Source organism: Sphingomonas bacterium, from assembly GCF_903643035.1.
Taxonomy (GTDB): domain Bacteria; phylum Pseudomonadota; class Alphaproteobacteria; order Sphingomonadales; family Sphingomonadaceae; genus Sphingomonas.
The window spans coordinates 1-16,718 of the sequence record NZ_CAHJWW010000035.1; the positions used below are offsets into that span (position 1 = coordinate 1).

Annotated in this window: 15 protein-coding genes and 1 pseudogene; 7 read left to right on the forward strand and 9 right to left on the reverse strand. The window is 69.4% G+C overall.

Annotated elements, in window-relative coordinates; all coding sequences use genetic code 11:
* The 3 genes and pseudogenes from HUV01_RS03945 to HUV01_RS03955 all read left to right on the forward strand — a co-directional run.
* Nucleotides 1-230: pseudogene (locus tag HUV01_RS03945) on the forward strand (DUF3035 domain-containing protein); the annotation flags it as partial.
* Nucleotides 231-255: 25 nt separating this feature from the next.
* Nucleotides 256-2,550, forward strand: coding sequence for a ribonuclease R family protein (locus tag HUV01_RS03950; protein WP_174297015.1), 2,295 nt, complete (start codon nucleotides 256-258; stop codon nucleotides 2,548-2,550).
* Complete coding sequence (locus HUV01_RS03955) at nucleotides 2,547-2,852, forward strand: hypothetical protein (RefSeq protein ID WP_174297016.1); 306 nt, start codon at nucleotides 2,547-2,549, stop codon at nucleotides 2,850-2,852. Before HUV01_RS03950 ends, HUV01_RS03955 begins: the two co-directional genes overlap by 4 nt.
* Before the next feature lie 40 nt (nucleotides 2,853-2,892).
* On the opposite strand, the gene HUV01_RS03960 is transcribed toward HUV01_RS03955, so the two are convergent.
* A complete protein-coding gene (locus tag HUV01_RS03960) occupies nucleotides 2,893-3,870 on the reverse strand; it encodes a helix-turn-helix domain-containing protein (RefSeq protein ID WP_174297017.1) in 978 nt (325 codons plus the stop codon).
* 160 nt (nucleotides 3,871-4,030) lie between these two features.
* On the reverse strand, nucleotides 4,031-5,875 hold the full coding sequence (locus HUV01_RS03965) for an ABC transporter transmembrane domain-containing protein (RefSeq protein WP_438827142.1): 1,845 nt from the start codon (nucleotides 5,873-5,875) through the stop codon (nucleotides 4,031-4,033).
* Nucleotides 5,876-6,005: 130 nt separating this feature from the next.
* Here HUV01_RS03965 and HUV01_RS03970 point away from each other — a divergent pair, with 130 nt between their 5' ends.
* Complete coding sequence (locus HUV01_RS03970; RefSeq protein ID WP_174297018.1) at nucleotides 6,006-7,262, forward strand: polyhydroxyalkanoate depolymerase; 1,257 nt, start codon at nucleotides 6,006-6,008, stop codon at nucleotides 7,260-7,262.
* 72 nt (nucleotides 7,263-7,334) lie between these two features.
* On the opposite strand, the gene HUV01_RS03975 is transcribed toward HUV01_RS03970, so the two are convergent.
* The 3 genes from HUV01_RS03975 to HUV01_RS03985 form a co-directional block, all read right to left on the reverse strand.
* Complete coding sequence (locus HUV01_RS03975) at nucleotides 7,335-7,811, reverse strand: pyridoxamine 5'-phosphate oxidase family protein (RefSeq protein WP_174297019.1); 477 nt, start codon at nucleotides 7,809-7,811, stop codon at nucleotides 7,335-7,337.
* 77 nt (nucleotides 7,812-7,888) lie between these two features.
* Complete coding sequence (locus HUV01_RS03980) at nucleotides 7,889-9,067, reverse strand: acetyl-CoA C-acyltransferase (protein WP_174297020.1); 1,179 nt, start codon at nucleotides 9,065-9,067, stop codon at nucleotides 7,889-7,891.
* 131 nt (nucleotides 9,068-9,198) lie between these two features.
* Nucleotides 9,199-9,633: a MaoC family dehydratase gene (locus HUV01_RS03985; protein ID WP_174297028.1), complete on the reverse strand. Its 435-nt coding sequence runs from the start codon at nucleotides 9,631-9,633 to the stop codon at nucleotides 9,199-9,201.
* 148 nt (nucleotides 9,634-9,781) lie between these two features.
* Between HUV01_RS03985 and putA the strand changes: the two genes are divergently transcribed.
* Entirely contained in the window at nucleotides 9,782-12,841 is a 3,060-nt protein-coding gene (gene putA / locus HUV01_RS03990) for a bifunctional proline dehydrogenase/L-glutamate gamma-semialdehyde dehydrogenase PutA (protein WP_174297021.1), read from the forward strand.
* Nucleotides 12,842-13,331: 490 nt separating this feature from the next.
* On the opposite strand, the gene HUV01_RS03995 is transcribed toward putA, so the two are convergent.
* A complete protein-coding gene (locus HUV01_RS03995) occupies nucleotides 13,332-13,922 on the reverse strand; it encodes a TetR family transcriptional regulator (protein ID WP_254606367.1) in 591 nt (196 codons plus the stop codon).
* A 148-nt stretch (nucleotides 13,923-14,070) separates the two neighbouring features.
* Here HUV01_RS03995 and HUV01_RS04000 point away from each other — a divergent pair, with 148 nt between their 5' ends.
* The gene (locus HUV01_RS04000; protein WP_174297014.1) at nucleotides 14,071-14,292 is read left to right on the forward strand and encodes a hypothetical protein; all 222 of its coding nucleotides are present in this window, start codon (nucleotides 14,071-14,073) and stop codon (nucleotides 14,290-14,292) included.
* Nucleotides 14,293-14,332: 40 nt separating this feature from the next.
* Here the strand turns inward: HUV01_RS04000 and HUV01_RS04005 are convergent, their stop codons facing one another.
* The 3 genes from HUV01_RS04005 to rplU form a co-directional block, all read right to left on the reverse strand.
* Nucleotides 14,333-14,872, reverse strand: a complete 540-nt coding sequence (locus tag HUV01_RS04005; RefSeq protein ID WP_174297023.1) for a GNAT family N-acetyltransferase — start codon at nucleotides 14,870-14,872, stop codon at nucleotides 14,333-14,335.
* Nucleotides 14,873-15,032: 160 nt separating this feature from the next.
* The gene (gene rpmA / locus HUV01_RS04010) at nucleotides 15,033-15,302 is read right to left on the reverse strand and encodes a 50S ribosomal protein L27 (RefSeq protein ID WP_174297024.1); all 270 of its coding nucleotides are present in this window, start codon (nucleotides 15,300-15,302) and stop codon (nucleotides 15,033-15,035) included.
* 11 nt (nucleotides 15,303-15,313) lie between these two features.
* On the reverse strand, nucleotides 15,314-15,619 hold the full coding sequence (rplU, locus tag HUV01_RS04015) for a 50S ribosomal protein L21 (protein WP_174297025.1): 306 nt from the start codon (nucleotides 15,617-15,619) through the stop codon (nucleotides 15,314-15,316).
* Nucleotides 15,620-15,976: 357 nt separating this feature from the next.
* Between rplU and HUV01_RS04020 the strand changes: the two genes are divergently transcribed.
* Entirely contained in the window at nucleotides 15,977-16,582 is a 606-nt protein-coding gene (locus HUV01_RS04020) for a GNAT family N-acetyltransferase (RefSeq protein ID WP_174297026.1), read from the forward strand.
* Nucleotides 16,583-16,718: the final 136 nt, after the last annotated feature.

Consider the following 16,718-nt stretch of genomic DNA (forward strand, 5'->3'; position numbering starts at 1 on the left):
GTGGCAATGCCAGCGCGCAGGCGCTCGACGCGCTGTTCGGCGGCGCCGCGCCGCGCTCGGCCGGCGAACGCTCGACGGTGGACGCTGCGGGCAGTGACGAGGTCGACCCGGGCATCCGCTCGTCGGCCGGCGATCCGGGCACCGCGGTGGTCGACAAGCAGGCTACCACCCGCGACATCGTCGCCGCGCCGGAGGGCAACGGCCGGGACGCGAGCGCCACCGCCAAGTGACCGGCCCCCGGCGTCTGGTCCGCTGATGGCGCACGACCTGGCAGGCCTGCCGAGCCGCGAGCAGATCCTAGACTTCATCGCCACGTCGGACCAGCCGGCGGGCAAGCGCGAGATCGCGCGCGCCTTCGGCCTGCACGCCCAGCAGAAGATCGCGCTGAAGGCGCTGTTGAACGACATGGCGGACGAGGGGCTGATCGACTCCGCCCCCGGCCGTGCCTTCCATGCCATGGGCGGGCTGCCCAAGGTGACGGTGCTGCGCATCGTCGATGTGGACGACGATGGCAATGTTTGGGCGGTGCCCGAGCGATGGGAGGCGGACGGGGTGCCGATGCCCCGCCTCCGGGTGCGCGAGCGCAAGCGCGGTGCGCTGGGGGTCGGCGAGCGGCTGCTCGCGCGGACCGAAGAGGCCGGCCAGGGCTGGATCGCGCACCCGATGAAGGTCCTGCCCAAGGGCGAGGAGCTGATGCTGGGCGTCCTGCGCGCCGAGGGAGAACGCCTGTTCCTGCAGGGCGTCGACAAGAAGGACCGGCGCGACTGGCCGGTGTCGGACGCTGGCGGCGGGCAGGCGGGCGACCTGGTGCTGGCGGAGAAGGCGGGCCGACCGCCGCGGATCACCGCGCGGGTGACGCAGGTGCTGGGCGACCCATTCGCGGCCCGCAGCTTCTCGCTGATCGCGATCCACAAGCTCGGCATCCCCGACGTCTTCGCCCCCGAGGCGCTGGCGGAGGCGGTCGAGGTCGCGAGGCTGCCGTTGCAGGGCGGCACTGCATCCGCGTCGGCGGATCGGCAGGAACGCGAGGACCTGACCCATCTGCCCATCGTCGCGATCGACCCGTCCGACGCGCGCGATCATGACGATGCGGTATGGGCGACGCCCGACGACGATCCCGGCAATCCCGGCGGCTGGCGCGCGATCGTGGCGATCGCCGACGTGTCCTTCTACGTCCGCCCCGGTTCGGCGCTCGACCGCGAAGCGCGGCGGCGGGGGAACAGCGTGTATTTCCCCGACCGGGTCGTGCCGATGCTGCCCGAGCTGCTGTCGGCGGATGTCTGCTCGCTGAAGGAGGGGGTCGATCGCGCGGCGCTCGCCTGTCACCTGCGGATCGGGGCGAAGGGCGAGCTGAAGGACTGGCGCTTCAGCCGCGCGACGGTGCGGCTGGCGGCGAATATCGCGTATGAGGACGCGCAGGCGCTGGTGGACGCGGCCGCCGGTCCCCTCCCGCAGGCGGGAGGGGAGGTACTGGCCGCCCTCCTGCCCCTGTGGGCCTGCTGGCGTGCGCTCGCGGCGGCACGGGATGCGCGCGAGCCGCTGGACCTCGATCTGCCCGAACGCCGCGTGGTTCTGGACGAGCAGGGCCGGATCCTGTCGGTCGCGCCGCGCGAGCGGCTCGACGCGCACCGGCTGATCGAGGATTACATGATCGCCGCCAACGTCGCCGCGGCAAAGGCGCTGGAGCGGAAGAGGGCGCCGGTGATGTACCGCGTGCACGAGCCGCCCGCGCGCGAGAAGCTGGCGGCGCTGAAGGACTATCTGGCCACGTTCGACGTCGCGTTCGCGCTAGGCCAGGTGATCCGCCCGGCGACGTTCAACCACGTGCTGGCGCGGATCGGCGAGGCGGAGTTCCGGCCGCAGGTGATGGAGCAGGTGCTGCGCACGCAGACGCAGGCCTATTACGCGCCCGCCAACCTTGGTCATTTCGGGCTGGGCCTGGGCAGCTACGCGCATTTCACTTCGCCGATCCGCCGCTATGCCGACCTGCTGGTGCATCGCAGCCTCGTGGCCGCGTACGATCTCGGCTCGGGCGCGCTGTCGGGCGGCGAGGCGGAGGCCATGGAGGCGATCGGCACCGCGATCAGCCGGCTGGAGCGACGCGCGATGGAGGCGGAGCGCGACACGGTCGACCGCTACGTCGCCGCTTTCCTGTCGGAGCGCGCAGGCGAGCTGGTCGATGCGCGGGTGACGGGCGTCACCAATTTCGGGCTCTTCGCGACGGTGGAGGGGATCGGCGGCGACGGACTGCTGTCGGTGCGCGACCTGGGAACCGAGTATTTCCGCTTCGACGAGGGGGCGCGCACGCTGACCGGCGAGCATAGCGGCGAGCGATACACGCTCGGCCAGCGGCTTGTGCTGCGGCTGGTGGAGGCGAACCCGGTGTCGGGGGCGCTGCGCTTCGAACTGCCCGAGGGCGCGGGCGGGTCGGGACCGGCATCGGGAGCCAGGCCCGCGCGGGGGCCGGGCGACGGTGGCAAGGGAGGCGCGCGCGTGCTCCACCGGCGCGGGCGACCCGCCAACGTCCGCCATCAGGGAAAGAAGCGATGACCGGCACCGTCGCTGCCACCCTGGCCGCCCGCGCTCGCCGGCGGATCGTCGACCATTTCACCAGCGCCGGCGCGACGCTGCCGAACCACGCGATCGCTTGTCCGGAGCCGGGCGGCCGGGTGGAGCGGCACATCGTCCGCCGCATGATCGCGTTCGGCGCGTTGCGGGCGGCGGGGGAGGGGACCTACTGGCTCGATACGAGGCGACTGGCCGACTTCCGCAAGGAGTCGCTCGCCCGGGTATTGGGCGTGCTGGCCGTCGCGGGCTTCGCCGCGGCCGGGGCGATCGCCTTCGGGGGATGACATCCGGGCGGGACGAGACCCGTTGCTTGCCGCCCGGCCGCTATGGTCGGTCGTGCCCGGCGCGATAGTCGCTCGGCGACCGTCCGAAACTGTGGCGGAACAGGCGCGACAGATGGGCCGCGTCACAGAACCCCCAGCGTTCGGCGATGTCGGAGATCCGCTCGCGGCTGTCGCGACGCAGTTCCTCTGCGACGTGGGCGAGCCGCCGGCTGCGGATGAACGCCTGCACGCCGCCTTCCGCGTCGAACAACCGGTACAGCGTCGATCGCGACACGCCCGACCATCGGCATAGATTGCCGATGGTCAGCGTCGACGATCCCAGCTTCTGTTCGATGACAGCCTCCGCCGCCAGCCGCGCGCCGGTCGCGGCAGCCACGGGTGTCACGGTACCCGACGGTATCGACCGAGCCACGCCGATCTCCAGGAGATCGAGCGTGACGCGGCCGAGGCGCGCGGCGTGGTGGGCGGGCAGACCGGCATCCAGCGCCTCGATCATCGCCCGGGCGTGAGAGCGCAACAGGCCGGCAACCTGTGGCTGGATGACCAGGCCGTGCAGCGTGCGCACATGCGGCAAGGTGCGTTCCGCGACCGCGCGCGGGATGGCGAGTACCGCAGTGAACGCCGTTTCCGAGAAATGGGACATCGGTTGCCCGAAGTCGCTGAGCGCGATGCATCCCGCCGGCGCATCGAAAGCGCGTCCGTTGGCATCGCCCCGGCCCTCTCCCTCGAACCGGATGGCGACCATCAGCGGATCGCTGCCGTCGGTACGGATGTGGCCGGGCGTCCGATGCCAATTCTGCGAGGTCATGCGCGAGTGGCTGAAGCCGATGCTTCCGAGCTGTGCCGAACTTGTCTCGACAGTGAACGGCACCAGAGGCTTGGTATCGTACAGGCGCCCGAACTGGAGAAGCGATCCCTCACGCCACGCGGGGTAGCGATCTTCGGGCCGTTGCGATGTCGAGGAGTAGCGCGCCACCGGTAGCAGGGTGCCCGAGCCTGGGACCGGATCGCTTTTCATTTAACTTAGTATAATGAGAATGATCTAACCTGCAAACGCCTGTCCCACCAGTCTGAACCGGAATGGTACAAGCCGTTTCACATGGTCCGACGTCCCGACTAGCGCGACAATCCGGAGACGCCACGATCCGGAGGATGGCCGAGCGTCGGCCCGCGCGAGCCTATGCCGCGTCGCTGAACTGCAATGCCGCGAGCCGTGCATACAGACCGCCTTGCGCGATCAGGGCGGCATGGGTGCCCTGTCCGACGATGCGGCCATCGTCCATCACGACGATCCGCCCCGCCGCGCGCACCGTCGCCAGCCGGTGCGCGATCACCAGCGTCGTGCGATGCGACATCAGCCGGTCCAGCGCCTGCTGCACCAGCTGCTCGCTTTCGGCGTCTAGCGCGCTTGTAGCCTCGTCGAGCAGCAGCACCGGCGAGTTGCGCAGCAGCGCCCGGGCGATCGCCACCCGCTGACGCTGCCCGCCCGACAGCCGCGCGCCGGCCTCGCCCAGGAAGGTGTCGAGGCCGTCGGGCAGCCGGCGCAGGAACTCGGCCGCGTTCGCCGCCTCCGCCGCGGCCCAGATGCTCGCATCGTCCGCGTCCCAGCGGCCATACCGCAGGTTGTCGCGGGCGGAGGCGGCGAAGATCACCGTTTCCTGCGGCACCATCGCGATCCGCTCCCGGATCGCCGCCGGATCCGCCTGCGGCAACGCGACACCATCGATCCGGATGCAGCCCTCCTGCGGGTCGTAGAAACGCTGCACCAGCTGGAACAGCGTCGACTTCCCCGCCCCCGATGGGCCGACGATCGCCACCGTCTCGCCCGGCGCGACGGTCAGCGAGAAATCGTGCAACGCGGGCAGGTCGTGCCGGGTAGGATAGCGGAACCCGACATGCTCGAACGCGAGGCCGCCGGACGGGTGTTCCCGCGTAGGCTCGGGCAGCGGCACCGGATGCGCGGGCGCGGCGATGTCCGGTCGCTCGACCAGCAGCTCGTGCAGCCGCTCGGCCGCGCCCGCCGCGCGCAGCAGGTCTCCGTAAACCTCCGTCAGCGATCCGAACGCGCCGGTGACGAGGCCGGCGATGCCGATGAAGGCGGTAAGCGACCCGCCGGTCAGCCGGCCGGCGGCGACATCGGCCACCGTCGTCCACAAAAGCAGCGTGACCGCCCCGAAGAGCAGCATCATCACAAGCGCGGTCATGATCGCGCGTATCAGGATCCGCTGCTTCGCCGCCGCGAAACCGCGATCGACCGCGCCGGCAAAGCGTGCCTCCTCTCGCGCCTCCTGCCCGAACGCCTGCACGATCCGCATCGCGCCCAGCACCTCGACGACCATCGCGCCGATTTCCGCGATCCGATCCTGGCTCGCACGCGAGAAGCCGCGGACGCGCCGGCCGAGCACCGCGATCGGCAGGATCACGACCGGGATCGCGACGATCAGCGAGCCCGCGATCCTGGGGGCGATCACGAACAGCAGGATCGTGCCGCCGATGCCGGTCAATGCGTTGCGCAACGCGATCGACACCGTGCTGCCTACCGTCGTCTCGATCTGCGCGGTGTCGGAGGTCAGGCGGGATGCGATCTCGGACGGACGGTTCTCCTCGAACCAGCCAGGCGACAGCCGCAGCAGATTGGCCTGCACCGCGGCGCGGATGTCCGCCACCGTCCGCTCACCGAGCCAGGACACCGAGTAGAAGCGCACCGCCGTCGCCATCGCCAGCAGGACGACGAGCCCGAACAGGCCATAGAAGACCCGGTCGATGTGCGCCATGTCCGCCCCGCGGCCGAACCCTTGGTCGATCACCGACTTGAAGCGCCACGGGATGAACAGCGTCGTCCCCGAGGTGACCAGCAACGCCACGAGCGAGATGGCGATCTGGCCGGGATAATGCGATGCGAAGCGCCAGATCATCCTCAGGCTGCCCAGCCGGTGCGACGCCGATGCTCCGGCCGGGCGCGACGACGGGGCCGGAGCGCGGGTTACGGCGGGGGCGACGTCGGCGGGAACGGTATCGGCCATGACCGCGCGGTAGCAGCGCGGGCGGACAGGCTCAACAGGCGGGCGTCGTCGGGATATTGCAGCGCAGCATTGTCTGTGCCCTGAATTGCTTTACCGCATCCGCAACCATTTTCGTCCAGGGGACGGTGCCATGCTCTACGATGCCTATGAATATCAGCGTTCGATGCTCGCCGGCGCCGGGGCGATCGCCAGCTGGAGCGCGGGGCTGCTCCGCAATCCGATGAACCCGTTCGGCTATTTCGGCGGCGGGCCGGTGCTCGGCTCGGCGCTGGAGGTGTTCGCCCATGCCGCCGCCCCGCGCGGAAAGCCGGCCTTCGGGCTCGATCGCACGATGGTGGACGGGCGGGAGGTCGCGGTGCACGAGGAGGTCGTGCTGCGGCTGCCGTTCGGGCAGCTGAAGCGGTTCCGTCGCGAGGGGGTCGACGGTGGCCCCAGGCTGCTGATCGTCGCGCCGATGTCGGGCCATTTCGCCACCCTGCTTCGCGGCACGGTCGAGCGGATGATCCAGAGCGCCGACGTCTATGTCACCGACTGGCGCGACGCCCGCTGCGTGCCGATGGCGGAAGGGACGTTCGACCTCGACGATTATGTCGATTATCTGATCCGCTTCTGCGAGGCGATCGGGCAGATCGGCGGAGGCGAGGCCGATCCCCGCCCGCACATGCTGGCGGTGTGTCAGCCGTCGGTACCCTGCTATGCGGCCGCCGCGCTGATGAGCGCGGACCGGCACCCCAACCGTCCGCGCACGCTGACGATGATGGGCGGCCCGGTCGACACGCGCGAGTCGCCGACCGCGGTGAACACGCTTGCGACGAAGCGCCCGCACAGCTGGTTCGAGCAGAACGTGATCGCGACCGTCCCGGCGAGCTATCCGGGCGCGGGGCGGCGGGTATACCCGGGCTTTCTGCAACTCGCCGGCTTCATGACGATGAACCTCGGCAACCACCTCAACAGCCATTACGACATGTTCAAGCATCTGGTCGCAGGCGACGGCGAGGGCGCAGGGTCGACGCAGGCGTTCTACGACGAGTATCGATCGGTCTGCGACATGACGGCGGAGTTCTATCTCCAGACGATCAACGTCGTCTTCCAGACGCACGCGCTGCCCCGCGGTGAGATGATGCATCGCGGACGGCGGGTCGATCCCGCGGCGATCACCGACATCGGCCTGCTCGCGATCGAGGGCGAGCGGGACGACATCTCGGGCCTGGGCCAGACGCGCGCCGTGCTGACGCTGGCGACGGCGTTGCCGGATCAGAGGAAGTCATACCATCTGGCCGAGGGCGTCGGGCACTACGGCATCTTCAACGGCTCGAAGTGGCGGAACCGGATAGCGCCGGTCGTCGAAGAATGGATGGCGGCCAACGCCGACTTAGACCGACCCTGACGTCGGATCGGGCTTTAACATCGAAAGGGCTCCACCGACACAGTGAAGCCCTTTCGTTCGGGTCGCTGGAGGTCAGGCGATCGAGTCGACCATCGCGTGGCTGCTCGACTCTTGCGGCTTGATCGTGCCGCCTATCAGCATCTTCAGCCGCCCCCCGAGCGACACGTCCGTTTCCCACAGCTCGGCGGACGATACGTCGAAGCGATTGAGCCGGGCGTCCTGCTTGCCGTTGGGGAACCAGGCTTCGACACGATTGTCCCAGAGCTTGTCGAAGGTCGCATGATCGGTCTCCTCGCTGACGGTGCCCATCAGCGACGCGAAGAAGTCGTGCCCCTTGCCGGCGAACTGCGCAGTCGCCTCACCACCCGCCGCGATGCGGTTCTCCTTGCCGGAGAAGACGAACAGCACGTTGGGCTGATCTTCGTCCGTCTTGACGTTCATCGGCTCCACATGGTGACCACCCGCCAGTCCGATCATGATGAAGGGGCTGTCTTTCAGCCTAGCGAGGAACTTGGCGGCCACTTCCTGCGGCGTGTCCTTGTCGACCATGATCGTCTCCTGTGATCGGTTCGGTTGCAGAACGACGACATGCGGGGTTGGTTGCGGCTGACTTGCGTCGGTGCGCCTCACAACACCTCGAACAGACCGGCCGCGCCCATGCCGCCGCCGACGCACATCGTGACGACCACATGACGGACGCCGCGCCGCTTGCCCTCGATCAGCGCGTGGCCGGTCATGCGCGCGCCCGACATGCCATAGGGGTGGCCGATCGCGATCGCGCCGCCGCTGACGTTCAGCCGCTCCTCGGGGATGCCAAGTTTGTCCTGACAGTAGAGCACCTGGACCGCGAACGCCTCGTTAAGCTCCCACAGGCCGATATCGTCCATCCTCATCCCGAACCGCTCCAGCAGCTTGGGTATCGCGAAGACCGGGCCGATGCCCATCTCGTCGGGCTTCGTGCCCGCCACCGCCATGCCGACATAACGGCCGAGCGGCGCCAGCCCGCGCTGTTCCGCCAGCCTCTCCTCCATCAGGACGCAGGCCGAGGCACCGTCGGACAGCTGGCTGGCGTTGCCCGCCGTGACGATCGCGTCAGCGCCCATCACCGGCGCAAGCTTCCCTAGGCCCTCCAGCGTGGTGTCGGCGCGGTTGCCCTCGTCCTTCGACAGGGTGATCTCCTTGTGGATGATCTCCTTGGTCGCCTTGTCGAGCAGTCCCATCGTCGCGGTGACGGGCACGATCTCCGCGGCGAACCGTCCCGCCGCCTGCGCCTGCGCGGTCAGTCGCTGCGAGCGCAGGGCGTATTCGTCGCACCGGTCGCGGCCGATGCCATACCGCTTGCCGACCACTTCAGCGGTCTGGAGCATGGGCATGTAGATGTCGGCGTGCATCGCCAGCAGGTCGGGATCGGCGGCGACCCGCATCTGCGGCGTCTGGACGAGGCTGATGCTCTCCACGCCGCCGCCTATGCAGACATCCATCCGGTCGACCACGATCTGCTTGGCGGCGGCGGCGATCGCCATCAGCCCGGACGCGCACTGCCGGTCGAGCGACATGCCCGGCACGCCGACGGGAAGCCCGGCGCGCAGCAGCGACGTGCGCGCGATGTTCGTTGCCTGGTGCCCCTGCTGGAGCGCGGCGCCGAAGATCACGTCGTCCACCTCGTCGCCTTGGATTCCGGCGCGCTCGACGGCGGCCCGGATCGCGTGGCTTGCCAGCGTGGGCGCGGGCAGGTCGTTGAAGGCGCCGCGGTACGCGCGGCCGATCGGCGTGCGGGCGGTGGAGACGATGACGGCGGAACGCATTTTTCTCTCTCCCCCTCCCGCTCTCGGGAGGAAATGGGGTGGGTGCCCGCTCGGCCACGGGCATTGGCGGGTGAGGTGAGGGTGGAAGAACCTCTCCCCGACCCGTCGGCAGGCGGAGGCGATGATTTACGTCATACGAACTGCTGGCTGATCCATTCGGCGATCAGCGCGGGTTTGTCCTGGCCCGCGATCTCGACCGTGACCTCGTCGGTCCGCTGATAGCGACCAGGACCCCTCGCGACGAACTCGACCAGCCGGAAGCGTCCGCGCACGCGACTGCCCGAGCGGACGGGAGTAACGAACCGGATTCTGTTGCCGCCATAGTTGACGCCCATCCGCAGCCCTTCGAGCGTCGCCTGGTCGGGCACCTTCGATGCCAGCGACGGCAGGAGCGACAGGATGAGGAAACCGTGCGCGATCGTGCCCCCGAACGGCGTGGCGGCCGCGCGTGCCGGATCGACGTGGATGAACTGATGGTCGCCCGTCGCCTCGGCGAAGCGGTCGATCATGCCTTGCGTCACTTCCACCCAGCCGGACACCTGTTCGGTGCCGGCCCAGGCCGCCATTTCCTCCGGCAGGATCGCTGGCACCGTTTTCCTCCGCCCGTTTCGCTCCTGCCCCATTTCCCTCGAGGTCAGACGCGCTACATGCGAAGGCTCGTGTAGGCGAGGGTTCGCCCCCGCCGCAAGCCTCGTCACACCGGACTTTCGAACCATGACCGTCACCGCACTCTCCAGCCCCCGTTCGGAGATGCGTCGCCTGCACCGCGCCGCCGAACCCGATGTTCTAAATCCGCTGCTTGCCCGCGCCGACCTGTCGCCCGAATCGCGCGAGCGGACGATGGGCGCGGCGCGGGGGCTGCTGGCGGACCTGCGCGAGGCGCAGGGAAGAGGATGGGTCAACCGGTTCCTGCAGGAGTATCGGCTGGGCTCGGCGGAGGGGATCGCGCTGCTGAGCCTGGCGGAGGCGTTCCTGCGCGTGCCCGATCCCGAGACCGCGGACCTGCTGATCGCAGACAAGCTGGGCGACGCGGACTGGCGGTCGCATGCCGGGCAGTCGTCGTCGCGACTGGTCAACTCCGCAACATGGGGGCTGGTGGTCGGCCGCGCGCTGGTCGGCGAGGAAGGCGGCGCGCTGCGCCGGCTGATCGCGCGCGCGGGCGAGCCGTTCGTGCGCCAGGCGGTCGGCGCGGCGATGAAGATGATGGGCGAGATCTTCGTGATGGGCCGAACCATCGACGAGGCGATGGCCCGGATGCGTCGGACCGAGCACAAGGGCTTCACCGCCAGCTTCGACATGCTGGGAGAGGCGGCGCGGACGAGCGAGGACGCGGCACGCTACATGGAGGCGTATCGCGGCGCGATCGACCGGATCGGCGCCTATGCGCACGAGGGTCATTCGGTGTCGATCAAACTGTCGGCGCTCCACCCGCGTTATGAGGTCGCGCAACACGGGCGATGCGTGCCCGCGCTCGCCGCCATGCTGCACGAACTCGCCGCACAGGCGCAGGACGCGGGCATCCACCTGACCGTCGACGCCGAAGAGAGCGAGCGGCTGGAGATGAGCCTCGACATCATCGAGGACGTGGTGCGCCAGCCCCGCTTCCGCGGCTGGGACGGGTTCGGCTTGGCGGTGCAGGCCTATTCCAAACGTGCGCGGCCGGTGATCGCCTGGGCCGACGCGCTGGCGGGCGAGTGCGGTCAGCGATGGAACGTCCGGCTCGTCAAGGGCGCGTATTGGGACAGCGAGATCAAGCGCGCGCAGGTAGAGGGCCTGGTCGACTATCCGCTGTTCACGCGCAAGGCGGCGACGGACGTGTCCTACCTGGCGGTAGCGCGCGACATGCTCGACGCGCCCAACATCCGGCCGGCATTCGCCAGCCACAACGCGCTGACCGTCGCGACGATTGCCGAATGGGCGGGCAACCAGCGCGACTTCGAGTTCCAGCGGCTGCATGGCATGGGCGACGGCCTGTACGAGCGGATGGTGCGCGAGCGTGGCTATCACACCCGCGTCTACGCGCCGGTCGGCGGGCACCGCGACCTGCTGGCATATCTTGTCCGCCGGCTGCTGGAGAACGGGGCGAACTCGTCCTTCGTCCACCAGCTCGCCGATGCACGATTGTCGGAGGCGGACATCCTGGCCGATCCGGTCGCCAGGATCGCCGCCGTGGGCGGCACCCGCCATCCGAGCATCCCGTTACCGGTGAACCTGTTCGAGGCCGCGGACGGTCATCGGAACAGCGCGGGGCTGGACCTTGCGGATCGCGACGTACTGGCCGGGGTGGCAGCGGCGGTGAAGCCTCCGCTCCCGCTCACGGCAAGGGGTGGCCCCGCAGGCAATGTCGACACGTCACGCGCTTCAGAAGTCCACCCCCGACCCCTCCCGAAAGAGGGAGGGGAGATCGCCGCCGCCATCGCCCGCGCCCATGCCGCCTTTCCCGCCTGGTCCGCCGCCCCGGTCGAGCATCGCGCCGCCTGTCTCGACCGGCTGGCCGACCTGCTGGAGCGCGACCGCGACCCGCTGATGGCGATCTGCGTGCAGGAGGCTGGCAAGACGATCCCCGATGCGCTGGGCGAGGTGCGCGAGGCGGCGGACTTCTGCCGCTACTACGCGATGCAGGCGCGGCGGACGCTCGCGCCCGTCGAGCTGCCGGGTCCGACCGGCGAGCGCAACGTGCTGCGGCTGGTCGGGCGGGGCGTGTGGGCGACGATCGCGCCCTGGAACTTCCCGCTCGCGATCTTCCTCGGCCAGACCGCCGCCGCGCTGGTCACCGGCAACGCCGTGGTCGCCAAGCCCGCGCCGCAGACACCGCGCATCGCCGCCGCCGCGGTGGCGCTCGCGCATGAGGCGGGAGTACCCGCCGATGCGCTGGTGCTGGTGGTCGGCGGCCCGGAGGTGGGCGCGCAGCTGACCGCCGACCCGCGCATCGCCGGCGTCGCCTTCACCGGCTCTACGCCCACCGCCAAGAAGATCGCCCGCGCGCTGCTGGGGGACTCCGACGACGGCACGGCGCGTCCGCTCGTGCCGCTGATCGCCGAGACGGGCGGGATCAACGCCATGATCGTCGATTCGACTGCCCTGCCCGAACAGGTGGTCGCCGACGTGGTGACGAGCGCCTTCCGCTCGGCGGGCCAACGCTGTTCGGCGCTGCGGCTGCTACTGGTGCAGGAGGAGGTGGCGAACGGCGTGATCGCGATGCTGTCGGGCGCTATGGACACGCTCGTGGTGGGCGATCCCGCCGATCCCGCCACCGACATAGGCCCCGTGATCGACCGCGCGGCCTTTGACCGGCTGATGGCCTATCGCGAGCAGGTCCGCGACCGCGTCGTCAAGACGGTGCCCGTGCCCGCCGACGGCCTGTTCGTGCCGCCCACGCTGGTCCGGCTGTCCTCGATCGACGCGCTGACGGCGGAATGGTTCGGCCCCGTGCTCCACGTCGCGACATGGCCTGCGGGCCAGCTTGGCCGGACGATCGCGGCGGTGAACGCGAAGGGCTTCGGCCTCACGATGGGCCTCCACAGCCGGATCGCGCGCGCCGCCGAACTGGTGGAAGCCGAGGCGCGGGTCGGCAACCTCTACGTCAACCGCAGCATGATCGGCGCCGTCGTGGGCAGCCAGCCGTTCGGGGGCGAAGGGCTATCGGGCACGGGACCCAAGGCGGGCGGACCGCATTATCTGCCGCGCTTCTGCCTAGAGCGCGCGATCTCGACCGACACCACCAGCGCGGGCGGCAATGCGACGTTGCTCAGCCTGGACGAAGGCGGGATATGAGCGGCAGGCGTGCGGCCCGATACCTGCCGGCATCAGGGCCGGGGGCATGGGTGACGTCATGCAGGCGACTCGCGATCTCCGGAACAATCACTGGCGGTCGTCAGGCGGTATCGCCGGCCCGGCATCTCCGGCTTCACCGACAATCAATCAGCAACCGGCTGGACAGTCGCGAACGCTATATAGCCTAGGCTGCGAGATCCCGCGACCAGGCGCGTTTCCAACGCCCATCCGGGCTTCGCGTCATCGCGACATCGCAGCGGCGGCATGACGAGTGCCACTGGCGGCCATCGTGATACGCTCGCCCACGCGACCGTCGGTGCCCGAGTGCCAGGCAGATCAGCTGCTTCATTTCATCATCCCTCCATACTTTCATAATACGGGCGGAGCGCCGGAATGAAGCGATGCACGTCCCATCGTGAGGACCAGCGGTTCACCGGATGAGAACGCATGATCCGGATGCGACTGGCTGGAGCCGGCGAACCGGGGCCGATCAGGCGATGGGCGGCCGTCCGGCGACCAACTGGTCGTAGGCGAGCCCTCGCGCGCGATCTGCCGGCAGGCCGAGTGCGCCGGCCATCGCTGGCCCCAGCAGCGCGTCACCCAGCGCCATCAGCATCAGCTGCAACGTCTGGTCCTCGATCGGCCTGCCGCCTTCGGGTCGTGTCTCGACCAGATCGTCGACGAGTGCATGGATCGCGCGCAGGATCGGATGGAGCGCGTCGCGGTTGCCGGTCAGTATCATCCAGCTGGCCAGCGCACCCGCGCCGCCCGCGCCGAACGCATCGAAGACCAGGGCGACGATGCCGGCATGATCGGGCGGGCCGGGCGCCGTCAGCATCGCCGCGCGGATCGTGCCGGTGATCTCCTCCGCCATCCGCGCGATCAGCGCCTGCTGAAGCCCTATGGCGGTACCGAAGTGATGGAGCAGCGTCGCATGGGTTCGCCCGATCCGCGCCGCCACCGCCTTGAGCGTTACCGCCGACGGCCCGTTCTCCACCAGCAGGGCGCGTGCCGCCTCCAGCGCGGCGTCGCGCGACTGGTCGGGACTGGATCGGCGCCGGGGCAGGGAGGTCGGGGACACCGATCGGCTGTCGAGACTTTCGTTGCCAAGGGCAATCCCGAGCCGTCGCGCGCGGTGCGGGGAGAACCGTCGATGGGAGCCGGCGAACGGCTTTCGTCCAGGCCCCCGCTGCCCTACGGCGAACGCCCAGAGCCCAAGGAGACCCGTCGTGCGCTTCGTCCAGATCGAGATGCTTCCTTCCGGCAGGGCACTCGTCGACATCGACAAGCTGAGCCACGCGGTCCCGCAGCAGGATGGGGGGACGCGCCTGTTCCTGGGCGCGCAGACGCTGGACGTTCCCCACTCGCTGGACGAGCTGGAGAATGTGCTCGCCGGGCGCGAGCGGGGCGACGCGGGGGAGGGTGGCAGGGCCGGTTTCGGGATCGGCTGAGCCGGCGCGGCGCTGTCGGGCGACAGTGGCGAGTCACCGGTCAGGCAGCGCGGCGCCACGTCGTTTCCGACGTAAGATCGAGTTCCATGACGACGGCCTCGACCGCGTATCCGCGCGCGCGCGAGAGCACCGGGCGCCGCATGCCGGTCTCCCGGAAGCCCAGCTTGCGCAGGACGTTGGCGGAGGCGGGATTGTCGGCATGATAGCGTGAACCCAGCCGGCGCGCGCCCAGCGAATGGCGTGCGATGTCGACTGCCGCGCGTCCCGCCTCCGTCGCATAGCCGCGCCCCCAGGCGGGTGGCGTGTACCAATAGCCGAGCATCAGCTCGCCATCACGCGGGATCAGGCTCACGACGCCGATGATCGCCGGCTGCTCGCCCTCGTGGCTGACGACGAGCATCGAGGCGGCGCATGGATCGTGCGGTCGCGCCAGCCACTCGACCGCGTCGTTCGCATGATAGGGGAATGGAACGTTCTCCAGCCGGTGCGCGACCGCCTGGTGGTTGATCGCGGCCGCCACGGCCGCCGCATCCTCGGGCCAGCCAGGCCGCAGGAACAGTCGTGGGGTACGCGCGAACATGGCCGCTCTCCTCGTCAGGCTCGCTGCCGCGCCCGAGTGACGGGACCGCGACAAGGCAGGAGGGAGACGTGAAAAAGGGAGCCGGGGCGACCCGTCTCCCTTGGTTCGATGCCATGCCGGCATTCGGGTCGCCCTGGTGGGCGGCCCGAATGGACGCCCGTTATTCGGCCGCGACGGCCTGCATCTCGACCGAACAGAACTTTCGGCCGAGCTTGCCGTCATGGAACAGCACACGGCCGTCCACGAGCGCGAACAGCGTATGATCCTTGCCGATGCCGACGTTGCGACCCGGATAGAACCTCGTCCCGCGCTGGCGAACGAGGATGTTGCCCGCGACCGCTTCCTGGCCGCCGAACTTCTTGACGCCGAGCCGACGCCCTGCAGAGTCGCGACCGTTGCGGGACGACCCGCCTGCTTTCTTGTGTGCCATGTCCTAGCTCCTCAGGCCTGTGCGCCGACGGACACGATCTTCAGGATCGTGTGGTTCTGACGATGGCCGTTGCGCCGACGATAGTTATGGCGGCGACGCTTCTTGAAGACGATCACCTTCTCGCCGCGCGCGTGCGCGATAATCTCGGCAGCGACGGTCAGGCCGTCGACCGGGTGCAGTTCCGAACCCTCACCCGCCAGCAGCACGTCGCCCAGCGTGATCGAGGTTCCAGCGTCACCCTCGATGGTGTCGACGACGATCTTGTCTCCGGCGGCTACGCGATACTGCTTGCCGCCCGTACGCACGACTGCGAACATGGCTTGTCTTCACTTCCCGAACATTGGTGCCCGATCGGGCCGAAGCCCGCCGGGAGAAGGCTTCCCGCTAGTCGGGCGGGACGGGCCTGTCAACACTTCGGGCCGGTGGCGAGAGCCGGCCGCCCGGTGGTGCTTCGGATGTCATGGTACTGAAATATCACAACCGGCAAGCCTAACGTCATTCCTGCGCAAGTTCCGGTTGCGGACGGCCCGTCGCTGTGGCGTCTATCGCGTATCGGATGGCCGGTCGGGGGTGGCCGGCCATCCGGTCCATGCTGCCGACGATCGGCGGCATGGCGTGAGGGGGACGACAGTGCAGGGGGCCGGGTCATCGACAGGAAAGGGCAGGGTCGCTCGATGGCCGGTGTCCTGACCCGCGTGGCGACGGCGGCCGACGTGCCGGTCATAGAGGCGCTGATCGTGCGATCCGCGGCCGGCCTGAACGGAGGGCATTATTCCGGACCCGAGCTGGCGGCGGCGATGGAGCACATCTTCGGCATCGACACACTGCTGGTGGAGGACGGTTCCTATTTCGTTGCCGAACGCGGTGGCGAGGTGGTCGGCTGCGGCGGGTGGAGCGCCCGCGAGACGTTGTTCGGCAGCGATCGGTTCGCCGCGCGCGACGACCGGTGGCTCGATCCGGCATCGGAGGCCGCGCGGATCCGCGCCTTCTTCGTCGACCCCGCCCATGCCCGGAGCGGCGTCGCGGGGGCGCTGCTCCGCACGAGCGAGACGGCGGCATTGGGGGCCGGGTTCCGGCGCCTCGACCTGATGGCGACGCTGCCGGGCGTCGCCTTCTATCTGGCCGCCGGCTTCATGGCCGGCGAGCCGACGTCGTACCTAGCGGGCGGTGTCCCCGTCCGCTTCGTACCCATGACCAAACAGCTGTCGGATCCGACCGGAACAATCCGGCGACCGGCATCTCCGCAGGTGGATCAACGGTTCGGGGGAGCGATGTCCTGAAAGTGCGCCTTCAAGCGATGGGAGCACTTCAAGATGACCAAGATGTCCACTTCGGCCGCGGCGATCGCGGTCGCGCTGCTGGCCAGTCCGGCGGCACACGCCCAGGCGGTCGCAGGCGGAGCGATCGCAGGCGGCG

Excerpts from the sequence above, each read along its gene's own strand:
- HUV01_RS03965 (WP_438827142.1), bottom strand. The coding sequence starts at position 5,875 with ATGGCCGATACCGTTCCCGCCGACGTCGCCCCCGCCGTAACCCGCGCT.
- HUV01_RS03975 (WP_174297019.1), bottom strand. The coding sequence starts at position 7,811 with ATGGTCGACAAGGACACGCCGCAGGAAGTGGCCGCCAAGTTCCTCGCT.
- HUV01_RS03985 (WP_174297028.1), bottom strand. The coding sequence starts at position 9,633 with ATGGCGGCCTGGGCCGGCACCGAACAGGTGTCCGGCTGGGTGGAAGTG.
- rpmA (WP_174297024.1), bottom strand. The coding sequence starts at position 15,302 with ATGGCACACAAGAAAGCAGGCGGGTCGTCCCGCAACGGTCGCGACTCT.
- rplU (WP_174297025.1), bottom strand. The coding sequence starts at position 15,619 with ATGTTCGCAGTCGTGCGTACGGGCGGCAAGCAGTATCGCGTAGCCGCC.
- HUV01_RS03960 (WP_174297017.1), bottom strand. The coding sequence starts at position 3,870 with ATGAAAAGCGATCCGGTCCCAGGCTCGGGCACCCTGCTACCGGTGGCG.
- HUV01_RS04020 (WP_174297026.1), top strand. The coding sequence starts at position 15,977 with ATGGCCGGTGTCCTGACCCGCGTGGCGACGGCGGCCGACGTGCCGGTC.
- HUV01_RS04005 (WP_174297023.1), bottom strand. The coding sequence starts at position 14,872 with ATGTTCGCGCGTACCCCACGACTGTTCCTGCGGCCTGGCTGGCCCGAG.
- HUV01_RS03970 (WP_174297018.1), top strand. The coding sequence starts at position 6,006 with ATGCTCTACGATGCCTATGAATATCAGCGTTCGATGCTCGCCGGCGCC.
- HUV01_RS03980 (WP_174297020.1), bottom strand. The coding sequence starts at position 9,067 with ATGCGTTCCGCCGTCATCGTCTCCACCGCCCGCACGCCGATCGGCCGC.
- putA (WP_174297021.1), top strand. The coding sequence starts at position 9,782 with ATGACCGTCACCGCACTCTCCAGCCCCCGTTCGGAGATGCGTCGCCTG.
- HUV01_RS03955 (WP_174297016.1), top strand. The coding sequence starts at position 2,547 with ATGACCGGCACCGTCGCTGCCACCCTGGCCGCCCGCGCTCGCCGGCGG.
- HUV01_RS03950 (WP_174297015.1), top strand. The coding sequence starts at position 256 with ATGGCGCACGACCTGGCAGGCCTGCCGAGCCGCGAGCAGATCCTAGAC.